Below are 22,661 nucleotides of genomic sequence, written 5' to 3' on the forward strand. Positions count from 1 at the left end.
TGCGCTCAGTACGGCACGTGGGCGGGGAAGGTGGTGGTGGGGCCGAACAGCCCGGCGTACCCCTCCTCGTGGCGGCGGTGCCGCCCGGACCGGTTCACCTCCGCGACCGGGGCCGCGAGCACGATCAGCCCGTCGTCGGCGAGTTCCTGCACGCGCATCAGCAGGGTCCGCACGTCCAGGCCGAGTTCCCCGGCCACGGTCTGCAGGTCGAGACCGGACTCCCAGCTCCACAGCAGCACGGAATCCATGCTGGGCGACCAGGCGACGGGGTACACCGGTTCCGGCGGCGCGGCCGGGAACGGCGCCGGGGTCTGGAACACGGCGGGCACCAGCTCGGGGGCTTCCGGTACCGCCACCGGCTCGGACGGCGCCACCGATTCCGGAGTCGCCGCAGGCTCCGGGGCCGGTGGTGGCTCCTGAGCCGTCACCGGCCCCGGAGCCATGACGTCCGGCGGCTCCTGAACCATGGCATCCGGCGCGTACGGCTGTTGCTGCGGCAGCGGGGGCGGCGACGACGGCGATTCGTCGCCCGGCTGCGGCGCGGGCGCCGGGGCATCGGATGAGGCGAAAGGTTTATTCACCAGGTTCTGCGGGCTTTGCGGGGTCACCGGGTTCTGCGGGTGCACCGGGTTCTGTGAGACCTGTGGGCCCTGCGGGGCCTGCGAGTTCCGCGAGGCGTGCGGGACCTGGCTCAGGAGTTCTGCGGCGAGGGACCGGGCGTTGCTGCGGCCGACGGAACGTCGTGCTAATCGCACTTCGCGCTCCTTGAGGCCCATCAAGTCGGCGATCGAGCCGTCGTCGCCGACCGTGACGGCGAAGGCCGCCAGCGTTCTGCTCCGCTCGGCCTGCATCTCGTCGAGCAACGCCTGAGCCCGGCGCATGCGCTCGTCACTGGCGCAAAAAGCTTCCGCCAGGACCGTGTTCCGCTCCCAGAATTCCCTTGGTTCCACGTGAGTGACAACGCGTCGGCGGCCGATGGGAACGGACGGGCGAGCCAAATGCACCTGAATGGGTTAACGCTCGATCGCTCGCCCCGGTGATGTCGGAGCGCTCCGGCCGGTCGGGGGAGGGGCTGGTGCCGGGATCAGTACCAGTGGTTGGACTGCCAGAAGGCCCAGGCGCCGCACGGGCTGCCGTAACGGGACTTCATGTAGTCCACGCCCCACTTGATCTGGGTGGTGGGGTTGGTCCGCCAGTCGGAGCCGGCCGAGGCCATCTTCGAGCCGGGCAGGGCCTGGACGAGACCGTAGGCGCCGGAGGAGGCGTTGGTCGCGGTGTGGTTCCAGCCACTCTCGTGCTGGACGATGTTGCTGAAGCACTGGAACTGCGCGGCGTCACCGATCAGGGCCCGCGCCGTGGCCTGCGCACCGGTCGGGGCGGCCGTGGCCGGGGAGACACCGAGGGCGACACCGGTGGCACCCAGGAGTACGGCGGCGCCGGCGACGGCGGACTTGCGACGGGCGGTGCGGGGCAGGGCGAGGATGTTACGGGCGAACGACACAGGAGACCTAACGTCGGGTACGGGGGAAGTCGCGGGCCGGTCCGGAGCACGTGGCCGTGCGGGTGGACCGGGGTTCGTCGACCGGGGTCCGATGCGACGGACCCGGCGGTGTTCGGCGACTCGTCCAGTGTTAGCGGCGGCTTTCAACCACCGCAATGACCCCGCATACGAGCCGGCCTCGCAGCGGGCCCCCGAAGGTCCCGGCCGGTCCCAGTCGCCCCGAAGCGGTCATAGCAGGTCAAAGCGTACGCGTGGCAGGGTGTCGGCCCGCCGGGCGGCTACTAACCGGCTTAGGGGAGGACCAAGGGCCTGTGGGAGCCCTCACTCCCGGGGAGCGTCGAATGTGACCTGGGCCTCGAAGGCGGCACGGCGGGTGGCCCGGCGCAGCGCCTTCAGCAGCGCCGGACCGACGGCCAGCACCAGCACCACGGTGAGCGAGGCCCGGCCCAGGTCCCAGCCGAGCGAGGTGGCCGCGCAGTAGGCGAGGAAGCGGGCCAGGTTGTCCGCCAGCGGATCGCCCGGCTGGAACGAGATCCCCGAACCGGACGGGGGCACCACCGTCCAGCCGGCCAGGTTCATCACCGTGCCGTACGCGAACGCCGCCACGAACCCGTAGCCCGCGAGCATCAGCAGCTCGGCGCGCCCGCGCAGCCGTTCCGGCCCCGGCAGCAGGCCCGCGCCCATCGCGAACCAGCCCATCGACAGCATCTGGAACGGCATCCACGGCCCCACCCCGCCGGTGAGCAGCGCGGACGCGAACATCGTCACCGCGCCCAGCACGAAGCCGAACCCCGGCCCGAGCACCCGGCCGCTCAGCACCATCAGGAAGAACATCGGCTCCAGCCCCGCCGTGCCCGCCCCCAGCGGGCGCAGGGCGGCACCGACCGCGGCCAGCACCCCCAGCATGGCGATGGCCTTCGCGTCGAGACCGCCGTCCGCGATCGTCGCGACGACCACCCCGACCAGCAGCGGCAGCAGCGCGGCGAACAGCCACGGCGCGTCCGCGGAGTGCGCCAGACCGGAGTCGGCATCGGCCAGCAGGGGCCACCCGAACGAGAACACCCCGATCACACCGATGAGGACGAGTGCGACGACCGCCCGGGGGCCGAGCCGAACCGCCCGCACCCGCCGCCCGCCCACGCCCGCCCCCGTACCCATGCCTGTTTCCGTACCTGTACCTGTACCTGTTTCCGTGCCCGCTGCCGGGTCCGTGTGCCGTCCGCTCATGAGCCCGTCTCCAGTGCGGTGCGCACCTGGGTCACGGTCAGCCACTCCTGCGGGGCGAGGATCTTCGCGGTCTGCGGGGCGAACGCCGGGGAGGAGACCACCACCTGCCCGGTCTCCCCGTCCGCGACGACCTCCCCGTCGGCGAGGATCACCACCCGGTGCGCAAGCTCCGCCGCGAGTTCCACGTCGTGCGTGGCCAGGACGATCGCGTGCCCCTCGGTCGCGAGCGCGCGCAGCACCCCGACCAGCCGGGCCTTCGCCGCGTAGTCCAGACCGCGCGTCGGCTCGTCCAGGAGCAGCAACGGGGGCCGCGCGGTCAGCACCACGGCCAGGGCGAGCGCGAGGCGCTGCCCCTCGGAGAGGTCGCGCGGATGGGTGTGGTCCGGCACGTCGGGCAACAGCTCGGAGACCAGGGCCCGGCAGCTGCCGGGGGCGGCGCCCGCGTCGGAATCGGCCGCCTCGCACTCGGCGCCGACCGTGTCCGCGTACAGCAGGTCGCGCGGCTCCTGCGGCACGAGGCCGACCCGGCGCACCATCTCGCGCGGCTGTGTGCGGTGCGGGGTCCGGCCGCCGACCAGGACGGTGCCGGCGGTGGGCTCGACCATGCCGACCAGGGTGCCCAGCAGGGTGGACTTGCCCGCCCCGTTGCGCCCCATCAGGGCCACGGTCTCGCCGGGAGCGACGGTGAGCGTCACCCGGCGCAGCGCCTCGACGCGCCCGCGCCGTACGCCCAGCCGCTCGACCCGCGCCGGGACGTCGGAGACGGGCTCCGCCTCCGGGACGGGCCGCGCGCCGCGGCCCAGCAGCCGGGCCAGGACCCCGCGCCGCCCGGCGGCGGGCGCGGGGGCGGCGGGCGCCGGGGTGGCGGAGGAGACCGGCGCCGGGGCGGACGGCCGTGCCGAGGAGAGCCGTTCGCGCAGGCCGGACGCCCGGCGCCGGGCGTCCCGGACCGAGAGCGGCAACGGCTCCCACCCCGCGAGCCGGCCCAGCGCCACGACCGGCGGATGGACGGGGGAGAGCGCCATGATCTCCGCGGGCGCGCCCATGACCGGCGCCGCGCCCGGCGACGGCAGCAGGACGACCCGGTCCGCGTACTGCACCACCCGCTCCAGCCGGTGCTCCGCCATCAGGACCGTGGTGCCCAGGTCGTGCACCAGCCGTTGCAGCACGGCGAGGACCTCCTCGGCCGCCGCCGGGTCCAGCGCGGACGTCGGCTCGTCGAGGACCAGCACCTTGGGGTGCGGGGTGAGGACGGAACCGATCGCGACCCGTTGCTGCTGACCGCCGGACAGCGTGGCGATCGGCCGGTCGCGCAGCCCGGCGAGACCCAGCAGGTCCAGGGTCTCCTCGACGCGCCGCCGCATCACGTCGGGGGCCAGCCCCAGCGACTCCATCCCGTACGCCAGCTCGTCCTCGACCGTGTCCGTGACGAAGTGGGAGAGCGGGTCCTGGCCCACCGTGCCGACCAGATCGGCCAGTTCGCGCGGTTTGTGGGTGCGGGTGTCGCGTCCGTCGACCGTGACCCGGCCGCTCAGGGTGCCGCCGGTGAAGTGCGGCACCAGCCCGGACACGGCCCCCAGCAGGGTCGACTTGCCGACCCCGGACGGGCCGACGAGCAGCACCAACTCGCCCTCGGGCACGGTCAGATCGACCCCGGAAAGGGTGGGGCGCTCCATGCCCTCGTACCGCACCGAGACCTGCTCGAACCTGATCACTGGCCCTCCTCGGGTTTCGCCCCGCCCACCGGCGGCGGCACCGGCGCCACCACCGCGGGCAGCAGTCCGATCAGCACCGCCGCGGCCGGCCACAGCGGGAACACCGGCGCGGTCAGCGGCGCGACCCCCGGGTGCAGCGCCGCCTCGTCGACACCGCCCGCCCAGATCATCGCCACCGCCACCACGACCCCCGAGCCCGCGACCAGCCAAGCCCGGACGTCCCACCGGTCGGGCCGGTAGCGGGTACGGGCCGAACGGGCCCCGCCCAGCCGCAGTCCGACCGCTGCGGCGACCAGCCCGAGGGCCAGCAGCGGCAGCCCGTACACCGCTCCCTGCGCGGCCAGCAGACCGTACGTGCCCGCGCACACCCCGAGCAGCCCGCCGAGGGTGAGGACGTTCGTGGTGCGGCGGACGGCGGCCGGGACCCGGGCGGTGCGCCCGTAGCCGCGCGCGTCCATCGACGCCGCCACCGCGATCGACCGTTCCAACGCGCCCTCCAGGACCGGCAGTCCGATCTGGAGGACCGCCTTGACGCCGCCGGTCGGGCGTCCCCGCAGCCGCCGGGCGGTGCGCAGCCGCATCACGTCCGCGACCATGTTCGGCGCGAACGTCATCGCGACGACGACGGCGACCCCCGCCTCGTACAGCGCCCCCGGCAGCGACTTCAGCAGCCGGGCCGGGTTGGCGAGCGAGTTCGCCGCGCCGACGCAGATCAGCAGGGTGGCCAGCTTCGCCCCCTCGTACAGGGCGAAGACCAGCTGCTCGGCGGTGACCCGGCCGCCGATCCTGACGCCCTTCGCCCAGTCCGGCATCGGCACCTCGGGGAGCGTGAACAGGGTGTGCGTGCCCGGCAGCGGCGAGCCGAGGAAGACGGAGAAGACCAGCCGCACACCGACGACGAACAGCCCGATCCTGATGAACGTCCCGTACGAGCGGGCCCACGGCGCGTCCGTGCGGCGCGCGGCGACCACATAACCGGCCACCGCCACCAGCAGCCCCAGCAGCAGCGGGTTGCTGGTCCGGGACGCGGCGGTGGCCAGCCCGAGGGCCCACAGCCACCAGGCCCCGGCGGGCACGGCGTTGCTCCGGGTCGCGGCGGGGGCCAGGGCGCGGCGGGGCCGGGCCGGGGCGGTGCTGCCGGTGGCCGGGCCGTCGGTGGAGGCGGTCATCCGCGTCGGCGGCGGGCCTGCGCGATCGCGGCGACGCCCAGGAGGAGCACGGCGGCGACGCCGACGAACACCCCGGCGGACGGCCCGCCGCCGGAGTCGCCGACGGCGTCGGACGCGGTACCGGAGCCGGCCCGGGGCGTGGCGTCGGAGGCGGCCGCGGACGGTGTTCCGCGGTCCTCGTCCGAGACCTGCTCGCCGCAGCCCGCGCGCGGATAGCCGGAGATGGCGCAGAGCATCGCCCCGCTGTCGTAGCGCAGCGGCTTCGCCACCGAGGCGAGCGCCTCGGCGGAGCTGGCGTCGGGAGCGACCCGCGCGCACGCGGTGCGCGGCGCGGGCGGGGTCTGCCCGGACGGGGCGTCCGTCGCCGTGCCCGCGTCGATGACGAGCGCGATCCGCTTGGTGCCGTCCTGGGCCGGGGTGCCCGCGCAGATCTTCGCGAAGTCGGGGGCGTGGCGCGGCTTCGCGGCGTCCTGGGAGTCCTCGCTCACCGCGAACCGGAAGCCCTGCACCGTGCCGTCGTCCGGCCGGACCAGGGACGGGCCCTGGGTGGCGTACGTCCAGCCGGTGCCGGAGCCCTCCCAGAACGACCAGTACCGGTAGCCCGCCGCGTGGGCCGTCCCCGTGCCGAGCGCGGTCAGCACGGCGAGGACGGTCAGGACGACGCCCAGTGCCGCCGGCGGTGCGCCGGCCCTTCCCGCCCGCCTCACGGGCGCTGGCTCTTCCGGCGTCCGCTGATCAGGAAGAACGCGCCCGCGGCGACGACCAGGCCGATGCCGACGTACCACCACACGCCCCCGATCACGTCGTCGCCGCTGTGCACCTGGTCCTGCTCCGTGGGCACGTAGCCGGTGTCGGCGGCCGGGTCGGGCGTCACCACGGAGGCGGGCGCGGGGCCGCTCGCGTTCAGCCCGGCGACCAGGTCGACGCCGCCGAAGTCCCGGGCGTTCTCACCGGTGGCGTGCGCGGCCAGGATCAGCTGTGCGTAGGCGGCGGGGCCGCTCTGCTCGGCCCAGACCCGGGAGTTCTTCTTCAGCCAGGCCACGGCCCCGTCCGCCTCGTTCTGGTGACCGGACGCGGACAGCGCGACGACCGCGTCCGCGGTGTTGCCGAGGTCCGGCTGCGGCGTGGTGTCGGTGGCCCCCGGCATCGGCGGCGCGTTCAGATGGCCCTGCTCGGCGAGGGCGCCCTTGAGGTAGTGGGCGCCGTTCTGCGCGGCCCGCTCGGGGGTGGGGTCGTCGCCCGGGGTGCAGCTGCTGGGCTTCTTGCCCGCGGCGTTGTTCCCGACGGCCAGGGCCTTGCCCATCGTGCCGAGCACGGCGGCCGCGGTGGCGTCCGCGTTCGCGGCGAGCTTCCCCTTCTTGTCGGGCTGGTAGGCGAAGGCGCCGCCGTCCTTGCCGCCGCACGGGATCGCGAGGGCGAGCAGCGGGTCGTAGGGGGTTTTGCCGCCGGGCGTAGTGACGTCGGTGATCCGCTGCCCCTGCCGGGCGAGGGCGCCGATCACCAGGGAGGTGGAGTTGGCGTCGCTGGGCGCGCCGGCGGTGTAGCCCCAGCCGCCGTCCTCGTTCTGCACGGACTTCAGCCAGCGCACCGCGTTGTTCACGGTCTCGCGGTGGCCGCCCACCTCGGCCAGCGCCTGGGCGGCGGCCGCGGTGGCGTTGGTGTCCGGCACCGTCTTCGCGTCGCACGGCCGGGAGGCGTCGGGCCGGTACGCGGCGTACGAGCCGTCGGCGCACTGCTGGGAGACCAGCCAGTTCACCGACTTCGCGGCGGGGGTGACGCCCTCGACCTTCTGCGCGAGGAAGGACAGCGACTGCCGCCACACCCCGTCGTAGGTGGGGTCCTTCGTGCCGTACAGCCCCGACGGCAGGGCGGCGGAGGGAGAGGGGGTGGGAGACGGCGCCGCGACGGCCACCGGGGCGGCGGCCGAACAGAGCACGGCTGCGGTGGCGGCGAGCGTTGCGACGCTGCGGCGTACGGTCATGGCGGGCGGGGCCTCTCCTGGTGCGGAACCGGGCACAGGCACGCTCAGGCACCGGGCTCGGCCCCGTATACCTCGACGGTGCCGGCCACCGGGGGCCCGGTGGCGCGAGCCGGTCACGACCTCGGACAGGGCATTCCGACTCACCGCCTGCGACGACGGCTCACGGCTGCGCGGTCAGTGCCGGATTCGCACCGGCTTCCCCCTGAACGGGCATGATGACGACCTGCCCACTCTACCGGGCGCCCCGGGACGGCCCCCGGCCCGTCCCGTGCCCCGTTGCTCACACCGCGAGGAGCCGCGGGACGCCACGGGCCCGCACGTCGCGAGGAGGCGCGGGGCCCGCACGCCGCGAGACACCGCGGGGCACCGCGGGGCCCCTCACACCGCGACGTACCTCACCGGCTCGCCGCCCGCCACCGCCTCCGCGCGCCCCAGCTTCACCAGCCGCCGCAGATGCGCCTCGGCCTCGGAGACCGCGATGTTGCGCGACCCGTACGGGATCTGCACCCACGGCCGGTTCCACTCCATCCGCTCGGCCAGTTCCCACGGGGTCAGCGGGACGGACAGCAGCCCGAGCAGCCCGGCCAGCCGCTCCTCGTGGTGGTCGAGGAGCTCGCGCACCCGGCCCGCCGCGTCGGTGAACGCGTGCTGGTGCGCGGGCAGCACCTCGGCGACCCCGAGCCGGCCGACGCGCTCCAGCGAGGCGAAGTAGTCGCCGAGGGGGTCGGTGACCGTGGCGTCGTCCGGGTCCTCGTACAGCCCGATGTGCGGGCTGATCCCCGGCAGCAGGTGGTCCCCGGAGAAGAGCCGGCCCCGGCCCGGCAGGTTCCCCGGATGCTCCTCCTCCAGGTGCAGGCAGACGTGCCCCGGTGTGTGGCCGGGCGTCCAGACGGCCCGCAGCCGGCGCCCCGCCAGGTCCAGCAGCTCGCCGGGAACGATCTCCCGGTCCGGGAGCGCGGCCCGCAGTCCGGGCAGGGTGCTGCTCCTCGCGCCCCTCCCGGCCGCGGCGGTCCGCAGCGGCGCGAGGTGCTCCTCGGGCGCCCCGACGGCGGTGAGCTTGCCCACGAGGTACGTCAGCCAGGTGCCGGGTTCCGACTCGCGGGTGCGGCGCACGATCTCGGTGTCCGCCGGGTGCATGGCGATCCAGGCCCCGGACGCCTCGCGCACCTGCCCGGACAGGCCGTGGTGGTCGGGGTGGTGGTGGGTGATGACCACCCCGTGGATCTCGCCGACGTCCGTCCCCGCGGCGGTCAGCCCGGCGGTGAGGGTGTCCCATGCCCCGGGGTCGTCCCAGCCGGTGTCGATCAGGACCGGTCCGCGGTCGGTGTCGAGGACGTGCACGAGGGTGTGGCCCAGCGGGTTGTCCGGGATCGGCACCTTGATGCTGTGCACGCCCCCGCCGTGATCGGTCACCTGAGTCATGGGCTTCCCCGTCCCTCCGCGGCCTGGTCGGCGTACCGGACGTGCACCGGCGTGCCGGAGTGCATCGGCGTACCGGAGTGCCGGACGTACACCGGAGTACCGGACGTACGGCTGTGCGGTGCACCGAGCCCACTGTAACGAGAACCTGTTCCATTGGTAGCCCCGGTCGACCGTCTTGTCCGCCGGGGCGGGCACCGGCCGGCCCGGGCCCGGTTACCGGCCGACCGGGACGCGTCAACTTTGGCCGAAGCGGCGTTGGTTGAGCCTCGAAGGATCACTGTGGCGGACGTCATGGTCGGCTACCTTGAGCGGGTGGGTGACGATGCGCGACAGCAAGTGATCGCCGGGCGGTACCTCCTGCTCGAACACCTCGGCAGCGGCGGCATGGGCACCGTGTGGCGTGCCACCGACCAGCTCCTGAAGCGCTCCGTCGCGATCAAGGAGGTGCATCTGCGGGCTGGGGCCGAGGAGTTCGCCAAGCGTGCGCGACGGGCGCACCGCGAGGCGCGCGCCATCGCCGGGATCTCCCACCCCAACGTGGTCAACGTCCACGACCTCGTGGACCACGAGGACCGGCTGTGGGTGGTGATGGAGCTCGTGAAGGGCCCCTCGCTGGCCGAACACGTCGCCGAGCTCGGTCCGATGTCCCCGTCCCGGGTCGCCGGGATCGGCCTCCAGCTGCTCGCCGCACTCGACGCGGTGCACGCCATCGGCGCACTGCACCGGGACGTGAAGCCGGCCAACGTCCTGATGCGGGACGACGGTGGTGTCGTGCTCTGCGACTTCGGCATCGTGGCGCTCGCCGACACCGCGTCGCTCACCACGCCCGGCGGGGTGGTCGGCACCCTGGACTTCATCGCGCCGGAACGCATGAGCGACCGCCCGGCGGGGCCGCCCAGCGACCTCTTCTCGCTGGGCGCCACCCTGTGCGCGCTGCTGTCCGGCCGTTCCCCCTTCGCCCGCTCGGAGCCCGCCGCGGTCCTGCACGCCGTGATGCGGGAGGAGCCGGAGATCCCGGCCGGTGCGGGGCGGTTGGCCCCGGTGCTCGAAGCCCTGCTGAGCAAGAACCCGGCCGACCGGCCGACCGCCGCCCGAGCCGCCGAACTGCTGCGCCCACTGGCCGCCGCGCCGGACTCCGGGCCCACACCGCGCGACGCGACGGTCCGGTCGGAGGGGGCGCGCCGCCGGCCGTCCCGCCGGGCGGTGCTCGCGGCCGGCCTCGCGCTCGCGGGAGGGGCCGGTGCCGGTTTCGCGGTGAGCCGGCTGTGGCAGGGCGACGGCGCCGAGCCCGAGGCGGGACGCACCGGCAAGCCGGCCCCGACGGCATCGGCCTCCGCGGCAGCCCCCGGGGCCCCGGCCTCCTCGACGCTCAGGAACATCCCCGTCGGCGCGGCGATGCCCGCCCCGTACGGCGCGAAGCTGCTCTGGCTGTTCTACGGGGACCAGTACGTGCGGGTCGACGTGTCGGACGCGAACGAGGGATTCCGGCGGAACATCGGGCCCAAGCCGATCAGCAACTGGAGCGGAGCCTTCAAGGGCCTTCAGGATTTCAGCAGGAAGATCGACGCGGTGCTGCCGGTCCCGGGGTACGACGGTGAGTACTGGGTCTTCTCGGGGGCGCGGTACATCCGGATCGGCATCGAGAACGAGACGTACAACGACAGCCTGCTGGCGGGCCCCGAGCCGCTCGACGACTGGGCGGACGGCTTCGGGCTCGGCTCCGGCTCACCGGCCGGCATCGACGCGATGATGCCGGTGCCGGACGAGGGCGCGCGGGAATTCTGGGTGTTCTCGGGGAACCGGTACGCCCGGTACGAACCGGAAGGCACCGGCCCCGGGGGCAGGCTCGTGAAGGACTGGCAGTCGCTCGACGACTGGGGAGCGAGCTTCGCGATGCACGCAGCCTTCCGGAAAAGGATCGACGCGGCCGTCCAGGTGCCGGGCGAACGGAACAACTACTGGATCTTCTCCGGAGGTTCGTACGTCGAGATCAGGGTGGCGGACGGAGGGCAGGGCCATGCGGACGCGTTGGTCCACGGCCCCGGACCGGTGAGTGTCCGGGGCTGAATCCGTCGGCCGCCCGGGCCGCGGTCCGCGCGGGCCCGCCCCGTGCCGTGCGCGCACCCGTGGACTCCTGGAACTGGAACTGGTATCAGTTTTGACGGGTAGTCAGATATCGTGCCGGTTCGCGGGAGGCAGCAGCCATGACCGAGCTTGTCGAACACGGAAAACTGTTCATCGGCGGGGAGTTGGCCGACCCGCTGGGCCGGGACGTCATCGAGGTCGTCTCGCCCCACACCGAGCAGGTCATCGGGCGCGTGCCGCACGCCTGCGAGGCGGACGTGGACCGGGCCGTCGCCGCCGCGCGGCGGGCGTTCGACGAGGGCCCGTGGCCGCGGATGTCCCTGGACGAGCGGATCGCGGTGGTGACCCGGATCAAGGACGCGTTCGCCGTCCGGTACGAGGAGATCGCCCGGGTCATCAGCGCGCAGAACGGCACCCCGTACACGTCGAGCGTCATGGTGCAGGCGCTCGCCGCGATGATGGTGTGGGACGCGGCGATCACCGTCGCCCGCACCTTCCCGTACGAGGAGCGGCGGGGCGGGGTGCTCGGGCCGCTGCTGGTGCGCCGGGAACCGGTGGGGGTGGTCGCGGCGGTGGTGCCGTGGAACGTCCCGCAGTTCACCGCCGCCGCCAAGCTCGCGCCCGCCCTGCTGGCCGGCTGCTCCGCGATCCTCAAGGTCTCGCCCGAATCCCCGCTGGACGCCTATCTGCTGGCCGAGATCGCCGCCGGGGCCGGGCTGCCGGAGGGGGTGCTGTCGATCCTGCCGGCCGACCGGGAGGTCAGCGAGTACCTGGTCGGGCATCCGGGCGTCGACAAGGTGTCGTTCACCGGGTCCGTCGCCGCCGGGCGCCGGGTGATGGAGGTCGCCTCCCGCAACCTCACCCGCGTCACGCTGGAACTGGGCGGCAAGTCCGCCGCCGTGATCCTCCCGGACGCCGACCTGGACACCGCCGTCGCCGGCATCGTCCCCTTCGCCTGGATGATCAACGGCCAGGCGTGCGTGGCGCAGACCCGCATCCTCGTACCGCGTTCCCGCTACGAGGAGACGGCCGAGGCGTTCGCCGCCGCGGCGGGCGCGCTGAAGATCGGCGACCCGCTCGACCCGGCCACGGAGCTCGGCCCCCTCGTCGCCCGGCGCCAGCAGCAGCGCTCGCTCGACTACATCCGCATCGGCCAGGACGAGGGCGCCAAGATCCTCACCGGCGGCGGCCGTCCGGCCTCCCAGGAGCGGGGCTGGTACGTCGAGCCGACCCTCTTCGGCGACGTCGACAACTCCATGCGCATCGCCCGCGAGGAGATCTTCGGCCCCGTCATCTGCCTCCTGCCGTACGGCGACGAGGACGAGGCGGTACGGATCGCCAACGACTCCGACTACGGGCTCAGCGGCAGCGTCTGGACCGCCGACACCGAGCACGGCATCGACATCGCCCGCCGGGTCAGGACGGGCACGTACAGCGTGAACACCTTCAGCCTCGACATGCTCGGCCCGTTCGGCGGCTACAAGAACTCCGGCCTGGGCCGGGAGTTCGGCCCCGAGGGCTACGGCGAGTACTTCGAGCACAAGATGATCCACCTGCCCGCCGGCTACGAGGGCGGTGCGTGATGGGGGACCGCTGGACCGTGGAGGTCGACCGGGGAATCTGCATCGGCTCCGGCCTGTGCGTGAACCACGCCCCGAACGGCTTCGCCCTGGACACCGCCCGCCAGTCCCGCCCCTCGTCCCCCGAGACCGACGCCGACGAAGGCGTCCTGGCCGCCGCCGAGGGCTGCCCGGTCGAGGCGATCACGATCACCCTGACCGCGACGGGGGAGGCGGTGTTCCCACCGGAGGACTAAACCGTTTCGTTTGGATCACCGAGCGGACCAGAGGAAGATGCCCGCGACGTAGAGTCCGGCCAGGTAGATGGTCGCGGTCTTCTCGTAGCGGGTGGCGATGCCCCGCCACTGTTTCAAGCGGTTGATGCAGCGTTCGACGGTGTTGCGCTGCTTGTATGCCTCGCGGTCGAAGGCTGGTGGCCTGCCGCCTCGGCTTCCGTGCCGCAGGCGGTGACCGCGTTGATCGGCCGGCATTGGGGTCCCAGCGCGGATCCCGCGCTTGCGCAGGTGCTCGCGGATCGCGCGGGAGGAGTACGCCTTGTCGGCCAGCACCACGTCCGGCCTGGTGCGGGGCCGTCCTCGCCGCCGGGGAGCGCGAAGGCAGGCCATGACGTGTGTGAAGGCGGGTGCGTCGCCGGCCTGTCCGGCGGTGAGTACGAAGGCCAGTGGCCGGCAGTGGGCATCGGAGGCGAGGTGGATCTTTGTGGTCAGTCCGCCGCGGGACCGGCCGATGGCGTGGTCCGCAGGTTCGCCTGCTGGAGCCCCTTTTTGCGGGCTCCAGCAGCGTGTTGGTGCGCGCGCACGATGGCGGAGTCCACCGGGACAGTCCAGCTGAGGTCTTCGTCAGCGTCGGCCTGCGCGACCAGCGCGGTGAACACCCGCTCCCAGGTGCCGTCGATGGCCCACATCCGCAGCCGGTTGTAGACACCTCGCCAGTTGCCGTACTTCTCGGGGAGGTGAATCCACTGCGATCCAGTCTGGAACTTCCAGGCGATTGCGTCGATCACCTCTCGACGCTCCCTCCACCGGCCACCCCGCTGCGGTGACCGATCTGGGAGTAACGGCTCGATTCGCGCCCACCGCGCGTTAGTCAACGGCACGCAGGAACAACGAGCCGCTGATCTCAACGAAACTGCTTAGGTGTCCGACGAGTCCGCGGAGGCCAGTCCGGTGTCCGACGGTTTACCGGGTCGATCGCCCAGCAACAGGGTGAGCCCACACAGGCCACCGGCCAACCAGCTAGCCATCATCCACGTTCCCCAGCCGAAGCCCAACGTCACGACGAAGGCGACAGCCGATGCCGTGATACCGGCAACAGCGCCACGCCGCGGACCGTTGCCGGCATCCCACTCACGGCGCAGTACGCCAGTGCGCTGCCAGGTTCTCCAGAGGACGACACCGACGATTGTCGCTTCCACCACGACGAACCAGGCAGGAATCGGAGGCAGACTGTCCGACCGAGCCTCGCCGCGCCACAGGTCCATGAGCCCGCCGACCAAGACGACCGGACCGGCCAGGGCGAACACCCCTGCCACCAAGCGGAAGAAGCCGACGCCCACGACCGACACGCCGACACCGCCAAACGGCATGGCAGCGTGGGACAACGCGTGGAAGCGGTGGGCAGCTCCCCGAAAATCCGTCGCGACGATCCAGCCCAAGGCCGTCGCGAACACCCCCCAAGCCACCAAGAACATCGCGCCCCCTTCGCCATGCATCCGCCCCGGCCAGCGACGCCACCGGTTGTGGCCGCCACGGTATACCGGCGTCATCAGCTCTCGGCATGCCGGATTCCGGCAAAGTACGTGCCCGCCGGATGCCGGATGGACGCCCAGGCCCGGACGGGTTGCGCACTGCGGCTGACGACTCACTCGGCAGGGATTCCGCATCCTCCAGTACCTCGCGGTTGTCTCCCGGTGCCTTAAACGCGCAAGGTTCTCAACCTGGATCACACCCTGCTTCGGCAGTGATCCAAACGAATGGCCCTAGGGGGCGCCCCAGCAGCCCTTGGGTGGCCTGCACCGGACGAAACCGGTACGGGCCACCTCGGCCGTGTGCCCCTGTGCCGGCTCGGTGCCTGAATCATCGGGGCCCGGTTCGAGAAGCGGCCCGGTCCGACTCGTGGTCCTGGGAAGGAAAGTGACACCCAGTACGATATTTTTGCCCGGCAATCCGGGACTGCGGCTCGCTGCGGCGATGAAAATCCCTGGGGAGGGCGCTCGATGCTTGCTTTCTTCGTCGGGGTGGTCTTCCTGGTCTTCGGGGGCTGCCTGTCGGGGAATTTTTGGAACCTGGTGGATCGGATATTCGATTACCACTCCTGTCGTGTTCTGATGAGATCTTCTACGGGCGGAACTTTTCGACCGGTGGGAGGTGGGGCGGTTCTGATCGGGCTCTTCTGGATTGCGACCGCCCTGTCCGAGATTCTTTGAAAAGTCGTCCCGGCCGGACCGGGTGGGATGTTCGTCGGGCATCGGTGCATGCGAGAAGGGGAGTGAAGTGAAGAATCAACCGCTCAAGGTGACCTGCCTCGGCGACGACGAAAAAGTTCCTCGGCGCGTTCGTTCGGCTCTCGGACGCGCGGACCGGCGCGGGAGGACCGGACTTCTCTTTCACGCGGACATGCGCAGCTCGTATCGCAGCTTTACTTTCAAATGGGCCATCGTCCTGATCGAGTGCGACGGTGTCGAGGTCTGTCATAAGGACGGGACGACACTCAGGCGGCCAAAATTCGTTGACCTCTCCCCGGGAGTGCACACCCTGTCTTTTCGCGTCATCCGCGCCCGGAGGAGCCGAGAGACGTTCTTCGAGAAAGAGATACACCTGCGCAACGGGGATGTTTTTGTGGCGCTGTGCGAGCCGATCCAGCCGAACGTCTTCTACCGCAGGAGTCCGGAGGAAGACACCTGGCGGCTTCGCAAGATCGAGTCCTGGCCCGGCGGAGGGACGCGAGGGGGCGCGGAGCGGTAGGAGGCCCTCTCCGTCGTCACGGTGCGCCGTGATCCGGCGGGGCGGGGCGAAGACCTTGCTCCGTGTCTTGCGTCGGACCCCGTCGGGCGGGTACGAACGCGGCGGGGGTGCCGGCCGGTGCCCCCGCCGCTTTCGACGATTGCCGACCGCTCATGACCGAACCGCCCGCCTCCGCCGCCCCCCATCTGCGCCGTCTGCTCGATCTGCTGGCCGACGACGCCCCCGCCGAGGCGCTGGGGGCCGTCTCCTCCCAGGCGCGGGCGGACGGGGTGGCGCCGGGGGATCTGGCCGAGGTGGAGCGGGCCACCGCCACCGCGCTGCGGATCAGGGGCGCCCTGCGGCAGCACCGGCGCCGCGAGCTCCAGCTCACCGCGCTCTTCGACACCGCGGGCGACCTCGCCGCCTCCCGTGACCTGGACGCGGTGCTGAAGGCGATCGTGCGCCGGGCCAGGATGCTGCTCGGCACGGACACCGCATACCTCACGCTCCCCGACGAGGAGGCGGGGGACACCTACATGCGGGTCACCGACGGGTCGGTGTCGGTGGTCTTCCAACGGCTGCGGCTGGAACTCGGGGACGGGCTCGGCGGCCTGGTGGCTCAGACCGCGCGACCGTACGCGACCCCCGACTACCGCACCGACGACCGCTTCCACCACACCCCCAACATCAACGCCGGGGTGCTGGACGAGGGGCTCGTCGCCATCCTGGGCGTTCCGCTGCTGCTCGGTTCCAGCCGGGGCGGTACGGGAAAGGTCATCGGCGTCCTCTTCGCCGCCGACCGCGCCGCCCGGGTCTTCAGCCCCGACGAGGTCGCCCTGCTCTGCTCGCTCGCCGCCCACGCGGCGATCGCCATCGACACCGCCCGCGCGCTCGCCGACACCCGGTCCGCACTGGACGAACTCGCCGTCACCAACGCGGAGTTGGCCGAGGCGAACGCGGCGGTGCGGGAACACTCGGCGGCCATGCGGCGGGCCGAGGAGTCCCATGACCGGCTGACCGACCTGGTGCTGCGCGGCCGGGAGGTCAAGGACGTCGCGGCGGCGGTCGCCGGGCTGCTGGACTCCCCGCTGACCATCCACGACCCGGCCGGGCGCCCCCTGGCGGCCGTCCGGCCCGACGGCACCGACTTCACCCCCGACGCCATGGACGCCGGCTGGCTGGCCGAGACCGCCGAGGAGTCCCGTACCGGGGCCCGGGCCGTGCACCGCGACGGCCGGTGGATCTGCGCGGTCCTGGCCGGGCAGGAACTCCTCGCCGGGCTGGTCCTGCACCGGGACGGGCGGCTCGACGACTCCGACCGGCGGCTCTACGAACGGGCCGCCGTGGTCACCGGACTGCTCCTGCTGCTGCGGCGCACCGTCGCCGAGACCGAGAACCGCGTCCGCGGCGAGCTGGTCACCGACCTGCTGACGGGCGCCGACCGCGACCCGGACGGTCTCGCCGAACGCGGCCGGCGGCTGGGCGTCGACCTCGACCGCCCGCATCTGCTGCTGGTGGCCGAGGTCGCCGAGGGCGGCGCCCGGGAGCGGCTGGCCCCCGCCGCGGTGCGCTACCTGTTCGGCGGCGACGTCCACGGGGTGTCCGCGGAGCACGCCGGCAGCGTGGTGCTGCTGACGGCGGCCGACGGTCCGGCGACGGCGGCCGGTGACGCGGCCCGCGCCGCGGCGGAGCGGCTCGGGCAACTGGCCCAGACCCCCGTCACCGTCGCCGCCGCGGGCCCGGCCGGCGGGGTCCGGGAACTGGTCCGCGCCCACCAGGAGGCCACCCGCTGTCTGAACGCCATGCGGGTCCTGGGGCGTACGGGGGAAGGGGCCTGCGTCGAGGAACTCGGCTTCCTGGGCGTGGTGCTGGGCAACGCGCAGGACGTCGACGGCTTCGTCACGGCGGCGCTGGGGCCGCTGCTGGAGTACGACGCGCGGCGCGGCACCCAGCTGGTACGCACCCTCGGCGCCTACTTCGGGTCCGGCGGCAGTCTCGTCCGGGCCAAGGACGAACTCCACGTGCACGTCAACACGGTCGTGCAGCGGCTGGACCGGGTGCAGGCGCTGCTGGGGCCGGACTGGAACGAGCCGGGCCGGGCGCTGGAGCTCCAGCTCGCCCTGCGGCTGCATCTGCTGACGGGCGGCCGGAAACGCTGACCGGGGGCCTCGGCACCGGAAGAGGGGGTCCCGGGCGTCGTTGACCGGGGGCCTCGGAAAGGGCTTCGCGAAGGGAGTGCCGGGCCGTCGGCCGGAGGCCGGGAAGGGAACCCCGGGAGCCGGGGAAGAACGCGGGGACCGGGGGCCGGCGAGAGCGCCCCGGACCGGTCGCGAGGTTTCCCGGATGCGGCCGGGAACCCTGCGTCCGCGCGGACGGGCGTCAGAACGCGCCGACCGCCTGGATCGTGGCCACGGTCGCGCCGATCGCGGCGAAGACGATGCCGATGATGCCCATCACGATGCCCGCGACCGCCTGGCCGCGACCGCCGCCCTCGCCCCGGTCCGCCATGCGCTTGGCCGATATGCCGAGGCACAGCGCGATGATCGGCAGGATGATCGGGATCAGGATCAGGCCGAGGATGCCGAGCACCATCGAGGCCGTCGCCTTGCCGCTGGGCAGCGGGGCGGCCATGGGGTACCCGTAACCGGCCGGGGGCTGGGCGGCGTATCCCGGTCCGTTCGGAGCCTGGGGTCCCGTTGTGTTGTTCGTGTCGGTGGGCTGATCGGACATGCGTTCCTCTCCATCGGTGCTGGTCATGCCCATGCTAGGGAGCGACCTGTGGCCCTTTCGGAGAGAAAGGTGAGGGGGGTGTGATGAAACGCTGCGGAAGGAGGGTGGTGTGTGCTAGGGCACATCCCGGGACCGGGGCGCTTCCGGTGGCCGGGTCACGTCGATCAGCCGGCACACCGTCTCGATGTCGATCTTCACCTGGGCGATCGACGCCCGCCCCGACAGCCAGGTGATCAGGGCCGAGTGCCAGGTGTGCTCGATGACCCGGACCGCGGAGAGCTGCTCCGGCGTCGGGTGCTCCAGCCCCATCGCGTCCAGGATGATCGTCGTGGTGATCCGCGAGACCGTGTCCACCTCCGGGCTGACGCTGCGGTCCGCGAAGGTCAGCGCCCGCACCATCGCGTCCGCCAGGTGCGGCTCGCGCTGGAGCGCGCGGAACGCCCGCATCAGGGTGTCGGCGACCCGCTGCGCCGCGTCGTCCCCGGCCGGGGGGTGCTTGTGCAGCGTCGCGTGCATGCGCTGGAGCTGGTCCTGCATGGTGGCGACCAGCAGATGGATCTTGGAGGGGAAGTAGCGGTACAGGGTGCCGAGTGCGACCCCGGCGGCCTCCGCGACCTCACGCATCTGCACCGCCTCGAAACCGCCCCGCCCGGCGAGCCGGGCGCTGGCGTGCAGGATGCGGCGGCGGCGGGCCTCCTGCCGTTCGGTCAGGGGCGGCAACGCCGGCCTGGCTTCCGCGGTCATGATCTCCCCCATCCATGGCTGCTGTCCGCGATCGGAGGGAGGCGCTCGGTCTCCCGGCGGCGACAGCATGCCAGGGGGCCCGGTGGTGGCGCGAATCACCTGATCCGGCCGTTGCACCGACGCTACCTGCCGGTAGATTCGTAGCTCATTGAACGATCCAGTCTGAAACTTGTTCTAGATTAGCGTGAGCGGTTACGCTCCGGCGGAAACGCAGTGATGAAGGGGGCCGAGTGTGACCGCTGAGGCCATAGAGTCGGGCCCCCGTACGGGCCCGGACGCGTCCGGCACCGCCGACGACCGCCCGTTGCGCATCGCACTCCTCACCTACAAGGGCAATCCTTTCTGCGGCGGCCAGGGCGTCTACGTCCGCCACCTCGCCCGTGAACTCGCCCGGCTCGGCCACAGCGTCGAGGTGATCGGCGCCCAGCCCTACCCGGTGCTCGACGAGGGCGTCCCGCTCACCGAGCTGCCCAGCCTGGACCTCTACCGTCAGCCGGACCCGTTCCGCACCCCGAAGCGCGACGAGTACCGCGACTGGATCGACCTCGCCGAGGTCGCCACCATGTGGACCGGCGGCTTCCCGGAACCGCTCACCTTCAGCCTGCGCGCCCGGCGCCACCTCGCCGCCCGCCGCGGCGAGTTCGACGTCGTCCACGACAACCAGACCCTCGGCTACGGGCTGCTCGCCGACCTCGGCGCCCCGCTCGTCACCACGATCCACCACCCCATCACCGTCGACCGGCAGCTGGAGCTGGACGCCGCCGAGAACCGCCGCCGCCGCGCCTCCGTGCGCCGCTGGTACGGCTTCACCCGCATGCAGAAGCGGGTCGCGCGCCGACTGCCCTCCGTCCTCACCGTCTCCGGATCCTCCCGGCAGGAGATCGTCGACCACCTCGGGGTGCGCCCGGACCGCATCCACGTCGTCCACATCGGCGCCGACACCGACCTGTGGTCCCCCGACCCCTCGGTCGCCGAGATACCCGGCCGGATCGTCACCACCTCCAGCGCCGACGTCCCGCTGAAGGGCCTCGTCCACCTCGTCGACGCCCTCGCCAAGCTCCGTACCGGCAACCCGCGGGCGCACCTCGTGGTCGTCGGCAAGCGGGCCGAGGACGGACCCGTGGCGCAGGCCATCGAACGGCACGGCCTCCAGGACGCCGTCGAGTTCGTCAAGGGCATCAGCGACGCCGAACTCGTCGACCTGGTGCGCGGTGCCCAGATCGCCTGCGTCCCCTCGCTGTACGAGGGCTTCTCGCTGCCCGCCGCCGAGGCCATGGCCACCGGCACGCCCCTGGTCGCCACCACCGGCGGCGCGATCCCCGAGGTCGCCGGAGCCGACGGCGAGACCTGCCTGGCCGTGCCGCCCGCCGACCCCGGGGCCCTGGCCGACGCGCTCGGCCGGTTGCTCGCCGACCCGGAGCTGCGGGCCCGGCTCGGCGCCGCGGGCCGCGAGCGGGTGCTGTCCCGGTTCACCTGGAAGCAGGCCGCCATCGGCACCGCGGCCCTCTACCGCGAGGCGATCGCCGCCCGGTCCGGTGCCGGCCGCCGACGCTGATCCGGCCGCCCCGTCCCGCACTCGACTCCGCCCCCGATCCCCTCCGACCGCGAAAGCAGGCACTCGTGCTGACCGTGGACTTCACCCGCTTCCCGCTCGCCGCCGGCGACCGAGTGCTCGATCTGGGCTGCGGCGCCGGACGCCATGCCTTCGAGTGCTACCGGCGCGGCGCCCAGGTCGTGGCCCTCGACCGGAACGGCGAGGAGATCCGCGAGGTCGCCAAGTGGTTCGCCGCGATGAAGGAGGCCGGCGAGGCCCCCGAGGGCGCCACCGCCACCGCGATGGAGGGCGACGCGCTCAACCTGCCGTTCCCCGACGAGTCCTTCGACGTCGTGATCATCTCCGAGGTCATGGAGCACATCCCCGACGACAAGGGCGTGCTCGCCGAGATGGTCCGGGTGCTCAGGCCCGGCGGCCGGATCGCGGTCACCGTGCCGCGCTACGGCCCCGAGAAGGTCTGCTGGACGCTCTCCGACGCGTACCACGAGGTCGAGGGCGGCCACATCCGCATCTACAAGGCCGACGAACTGCTCGCCAAGATGCGCGGCGCCGGCCTCAAGCCGTACGGCACCCACCACGCCCACGCCCTGCACTCGCCCTACTGGTGGCTCAAGTGCGCCTTCGGCGTGGACAACGACAAGGCGCTGCCGGTCCGCGCGTACCACAAGCTGCTGGTCTGGGACATCATGAAGAAGCCGATGGCGACCCGGGTCGCCGAGCAGCTCCTCAACCCGGTCGTCGGCAAGAGCTTCGTGGCGTACGCGACCAAGCCGCACCTGCCCGCGGCCGCCGCGGCCGACGACCTCACCAGGGCCGAGGCGTGAGCGTTCCCGAACGGACCGAACACCTCGTGCTGCCCGGCGTCCTCACCGCCGAGCAGGCCGCCGAGACCGTCGCCGCCCTCCTCGCCGTCCAGCGCGAGGACGGCGCACTGCCCTGGTTCCGGGGCCACCACCTCGACCCGTGGGACCACACCGAGGCCGCCATGGCCCTCGACGCCGCGGGCGAGCACGAGGCCGCGGCACGCGCGTACGAGTGGCTGGCCCGGCACCAGAACGAGGACGGCTCCTGGTACGCCGCCTACCACGACGGCGACCCCGGGCAGCCGACCGACCGGGGCCTGGAGACCAACTTCTGCGCGTACGTGGCCGTCGGCGTCTGGCACCACTACCTCGCCACCGGCGACGACGCCTTCGTCGACCGGATGTGGCCGACCGTCTACGCCGCCGTCGAGTTCGTCCTGCGGCTCCAGCAGCCCGGCGGCCAGATCGGCTGGAAGCGCGAGGCCGACGGCACCCCCGTCCACGACGCGCTGCTGACCGGCTGCTCCTCCGTCCACCACGCGCTGCGCTGCGCGCTGGCCATCGCGGAACGGCGCGAGGAACCGCAGCCCGACTGGGAGCTGGCCGCCGGGGCACTGGCCCACGCGATCCGCAGCCACCCGGAACGCTTCCTGGACAAGAACCGCTACTCGATGGACTGGTACTACCCGGTCCTCGGCGGCGCGCTCACCGGAAAGGCCGCCAAGGACCGCATCGAGGAGGGCTGGGACCGTTTCGTCGTCCCCGGCCTCGGGGTGCGCTGCGTGCTCCCCAACCCGTGGGTCACCGGCGGCGAGAGCTCCGAACTCGCCCTGGCCCTCTGGGTGATGGGCGAGTCCGACCGGGCGCTGGAGATCCTCCAGTCCATCCAGCACCTCCGCGCCGAGGGCGGCATGTACTGGACGGGGTACGTCTTCGAGGGCAACCGGGCGATATGGCCCCAGGAGCTCACCACCTGGACCGCCGGTTCGCTGCTGCTCGCGGTGGCCGCGCTCGGCGGCGACGAGGCGACCACCGCGGTCTTCGGCGGCGAGCACCTGCCGCGCGGACTGGACCCCGACTGCTGCTGACCGGGGCGGCCCCGGCCACCCGGACGGCGTTTCCCGGGTGGCGGGCCGCACCGGGCCGGACGAACCTTACGGAGAGTGCCGAAATCGGTCACTCTCCGTTTTCGCAGGGATTCCCGAGG

The 22,661-nt window shown here is 72.8% G+C and carries 19 protein-coding genes, 1 pseudogene and 1 riboswitch; of the genes and pseudogenes, 8 read left to right on the forward strand and 12 right to left on the reverse strand.

The window, feature by feature from the left end:
• Positions 1 to 5 precede the first annotated feature (5 nt).
• From ACFYW1_RS09650 to ACFYW1_RS09685, 8 genes are all read right to left on the reverse strand, one after another.
• Complete coding sequence (locus tag ACFYW1_RS09650) at positions 6 to 881, reverse strand: hypothetical protein (protein WP_388989618.1); 876 nt, start codon at positions 879 to 881, stop codon at positions 6 to 8.
• 203 nt (positions 882 to 1,084) lie between these two features.
• Positions 1,085 to 1,501, reverse strand: coding sequence for a transglycosylase SLT domain-containing protein (locus ACFYW1_RS09655; protein WP_388989620.1), 417 nt, complete (start codon positions 1,499 to 1,501; stop codon positions 1,085 to 1,087).
• Between the two features lie 321 nt (positions 1,502 to 1,822).
• Positions 1,823 to 2,659, reverse strand: a complete 837-nt coding sequence (locus ACFYW1_RS09660; protein ID WP_388989622.1) for an ECF transporter S component — start codon at positions 2,657 to 2,659, stop codon at positions 1,823 to 1,825.
• A gap of 65 nt (positions 2,660 to 2,724) precedes the next feature.
• A complete protein-coding gene (locus ACFYW1_RS09665; protein WP_388989624.1) occupies positions 2,725 to 4,443 on the reverse strand; it encodes an ABC transporter ATP-binding protein in 1,719 nt (572 codons plus the stop codon).
• Positions 4,440 to 5,612 carry an energy-coupling factor transporter transmembrane component T gene (locus ACFYW1_RS09670; RefSeq protein WP_388989626.1) on the reverse strand — a complete coding sequence of 391 codons (1,173 nt, stop codon included), beginning with the start codon at positions 5,610 to 5,612 and terminating at the stop codon, positions 4,440 to 4,442. The genes ACFYW1_RS09665 and ACFYW1_RS09670 overlap by 4 nt, the downstream gene beginning before the upstream one ends.
• Positions 5,609 to 6,319: an SCO2322 family protein gene (locus tag ACFYW1_RS09675; RefSeq protein ID WP_388989628.1), complete on the reverse strand. Its 711-nt coding sequence runs from the start codon at positions 6,317 to 6,319 to the stop codon at positions 5,609 to 5,611. The genes ACFYW1_RS09670 and ACFYW1_RS09675 overlap by 4 nt, the downstream gene beginning before the upstream one ends.
• Entirely contained in the window at positions 6,316 to 7,593 is a 1,278-nt protein-coding gene (locus ACFYW1_RS09680; RefSeq protein ID WP_388989630.1) for a prenyltransferase/squalene oxidase repeat-containing protein, read from the reverse strand. The genes ACFYW1_RS09675 and ACFYW1_RS09680 overlap by 4 nt, the downstream gene beginning before the upstream one ends.
• Positions 7,594 to 7,721: 128 nt before the next feature.
• Positions 7,722 to 7,797, reverse strand: a riboswitch (cobalamin riboswitch).
• A gap of 174 nt (positions 7,798 to 7,971) precedes the next feature.
• Complete coding sequence (locus ACFYW1_RS09685; protein ID WP_388989632.1) at positions 7,972 to 9,015, reverse strand: MBL fold metallo-hydrolase; 1,044 nt, start codon at positions 9,013 to 9,015, stop codon at positions 7,972 to 7,974.
• 312 nt (positions 9,016 to 9,327) lie between these two features.
• Here ACFYW1_RS09685 and ACFYW1_RS09690 point away from each other — a divergent pair, with 312 nt between their 5' ends.
• The 3 genes from ACFYW1_RS09690 (at position 9,328) to ACFYW1_RS09700 (ending at position 12,916) form a co-directional block, all read left to right on the forward strand.
• The gene (locus ACFYW1_RS09690; RefSeq protein WP_388989634.1) at positions 9,328 to 11,082 is read left to right on the forward strand and encodes a protein kinase; all 1,755 of its coding nucleotides are present in this window, start codon (positions 9,328 to 9,330) and stop codon (positions 11,080 to 11,082) included.
• Between the two features lie 137 nt (positions 11,083 to 11,219).
• The gene (locus ACFYW1_RS09695; protein ID WP_388989636.1) at positions 11,220 to 12,683 is read left to right on the forward strand and encodes an aldehyde dehydrogenase; all 1,464 of its coding nucleotides are present in this window, start codon (positions 11,220 to 11,222) and stop codon (positions 12,681 to 12,683) included.
• Positions 12,683 to 12,916, forward strand: a complete 234-nt coding sequence (locus tag ACFYW1_RS09700; RefSeq protein ID WP_388989638.1) for a ferredoxin — start codon at positions 12,683 to 12,685, stop codon at positions 12,914 to 12,916. Before ACFYW1_RS09695 ends, ACFYW1_RS09700 begins: the two co-directional genes overlap by 1 nt.
• A gap of 15 nt (positions 12,917 to 12,931) precedes the next feature.
• Here the strand turns inward: ACFYW1_RS09700 and ACFYW1_RS09705 are convergent.
• A pseudogene (locus ACFYW1_RS09705) lies at positions 12,932 to 13,776 on the reverse strand (IS5 family transposase).
• Between the two features lie 36 nt (positions 13,777 to 13,812).
• Entirely contained in the window at positions 13,813 to 14,370 is a 558-nt protein-coding gene (locus ACFYW1_RS09710; RefSeq protein ID WP_388989640.1) for a hypothetical protein, read from the reverse strand.
• An 802-nt stretch (positions 14,371 to 15,172) separates the two neighbouring features.
• Between ACFYW1_RS09710 and ACFYW1_RS09715 the strand changes: the two genes are divergently transcribed.
• Both ACFYW1_RS09715 and ACFYW1_RS09720 read left to right on the forward strand, forming a co-directional pair.
• Positions 15,173 to 15,643, forward strand: a complete 471-nt coding sequence (locus tag ACFYW1_RS09715; protein WP_388989642.1) for a hypothetical protein — start codon at positions 15,173 to 15,175, stop codon at positions 15,641 to 15,643.
• 152 nt (positions 15,644 to 15,795) lie between these two features.
• Entirely contained in the window at positions 15,796 to 17,781 is a 1,986-nt protein-coding gene (locus ACFYW1_RS09720; RefSeq protein ID WP_388989644.1) for a helix-turn-helix domain-containing protein, read from the forward strand.
• 220 nt (positions 17,782 to 18,001) lie between these two features.
• Here the strand turns inward: ACFYW1_RS09720 and ACFYW1_RS09725 are convergent, their stop codons facing one another.
• Positions 18,002 to 18,379: a DUF4190 domain-containing protein gene (locus ACFYW1_RS09725; RefSeq protein WP_388989646.1), complete on the reverse strand. Its 378-nt coding sequence runs from the start codon at positions 18,377 to 18,379 to the stop codon at positions 18,002 to 18,004.
• An 87-nt stretch (positions 18,380 to 18,466) separates the two neighbouring features.
• A complete protein-coding gene (locus ACFYW1_RS09730) occupies positions 18,467 to 19,096 on the reverse strand; it encodes a TetR family transcriptional regulator (protein WP_388989648.1) in 630 nt (209 codons plus the stop codon).
• A 232-nt stretch (positions 19,097 to 19,328) separates the two neighbouring features.
• On the opposite strand from ACFYW1_RS09730, the gene ACFYW1_RS09735 reads away from it, so the two are divergent.
• The 3 genes from ACFYW1_RS09735 (at position 19,329) to ACFYW1_RS09745 (ending at position 22,542) form a co-directional block, all read left to right on the forward strand.
• On the forward strand, positions 19,329 to 20,651 hold the full coding sequence (locus ACFYW1_RS09735; protein ID WP_388989653.1) for a glycosyltransferase family 4 protein: 1,323 nt from the start codon (positions 19,329 to 19,331) through the stop codon (positions 20,649 to 20,651).
• 65 nt (positions 20,652 to 20,716) lie between these two features.
• Entirely contained in the window at positions 20,717 to 21,475 is a 759-nt protein-coding gene (locus ACFYW1_RS09740) for a class I SAM-dependent methyltransferase (RefSeq protein ID WP_388989655.1), read from the forward strand.
• Positions 21,472 to 22,542: a prenyltransferase/squalene oxidase repeat-containing protein gene (locus ACFYW1_RS09745; RefSeq protein ID WP_388989657.1), complete on the forward strand. Its 1,071-nt coding sequence runs from the start codon at positions 21,472 to 21,474 to the stop codon at positions 22,540 to 22,542. The genes ACFYW1_RS09740 and ACFYW1_RS09745 overlap by 4 nt, the downstream gene beginning before the upstream one ends.
• Positions 22,543 to 22,661: the final 119 nt, after the last annotated feature.

The organism is Streptomyces sp. NPDC002669 (assembly GCF_042889165.1).
Classification (GTDB): Bacteria; Actinomycetota; Actinomycetes; order Streptomycetales; family Streptomycetaceae; genus Streptomyces.

Excerpts from the sequence above, each read along its gene's own strand:
- ACFYW1_RS09650 (WP_388989618.1), bottom strand. The coding sequence starts at position 881 with ATGCGCCGGGCTCAGGCGTTGCTCGACGAGATGCAGGCCGAGCGGAGC.
- ACFYW1_RS09660 (WP_388989622.1), bottom strand. The coding sequence starts at position 2,659 with ATGGGTACGGGGGCGGGCGTGGGCGGGCGGCGGGTGCGGGCGGTTCGG.
- ACFYW1_RS09670 (WP_388989626.1), bottom strand. The coding sequence starts at position 5,612 with ATGACCGCCTCCACCGACGGCCCGGCCACCGGCAGCACCGCCCCGGCC.
- ACFYW1_RS09680 (WP_388989630.1), bottom strand. The coding sequence starts at position 7,593 with ATGACCGTACGCCGCAGCGTCGCAACGCTCGCCGCCACCGCAGCCGTG.
- ACFYW1_RS09685 (WP_388989632.1), bottom strand. The coding sequence starts at position 9,015 with ATGACTCAGGTGACCGATCACGGCGGGGGCGTGCACAGCATCAAGGTG.
- ACFYW1_RS09695 (WP_388989636.1), top strand. The coding sequence starts at position 11,220 with ATGACCGAGCTTGTCGAACACGGAAAACTGTTCATCGGCGGGGAGTTG.
- ACFYW1_RS09700 (WP_388989638.1), top strand. The coding sequence starts at position 12,683 with ATGGGGGACCGCTGGACCGTGGAGGTCGACCGGGGAATCTGCATCGGC.
- ACFYW1_RS09710 (WP_388989640.1), bottom strand. The coding sequence starts at position 14,370 with ATGTTCTTGGTGGCTTGGGGGGTGTTCGCGACGGCCTTGGGCTGGATC.
- ACFYW1_RS09720 (WP_388989644.1), top strand. The coding sequence starts at position 15,796 with ATGACCGAACCGCCCGCCTCCGCCGCCCCCCATCTGCGCCGTCTGCTC.
- ACFYW1_RS09725 (WP_388989646.1), bottom strand. The coding sequence starts at position 18,379 with ATGACCAGCACCGATGGAGAGGAACGCATGTCCGATCAGCCCACCGAC.
- ACFYW1_RS09730 (WP_388989648.1), bottom strand. The coding sequence starts at position 19,096 with ATGACCGCGGAAGCCAGGCCGGCGTTGCCGCCCCTGACCGAACGGCAG.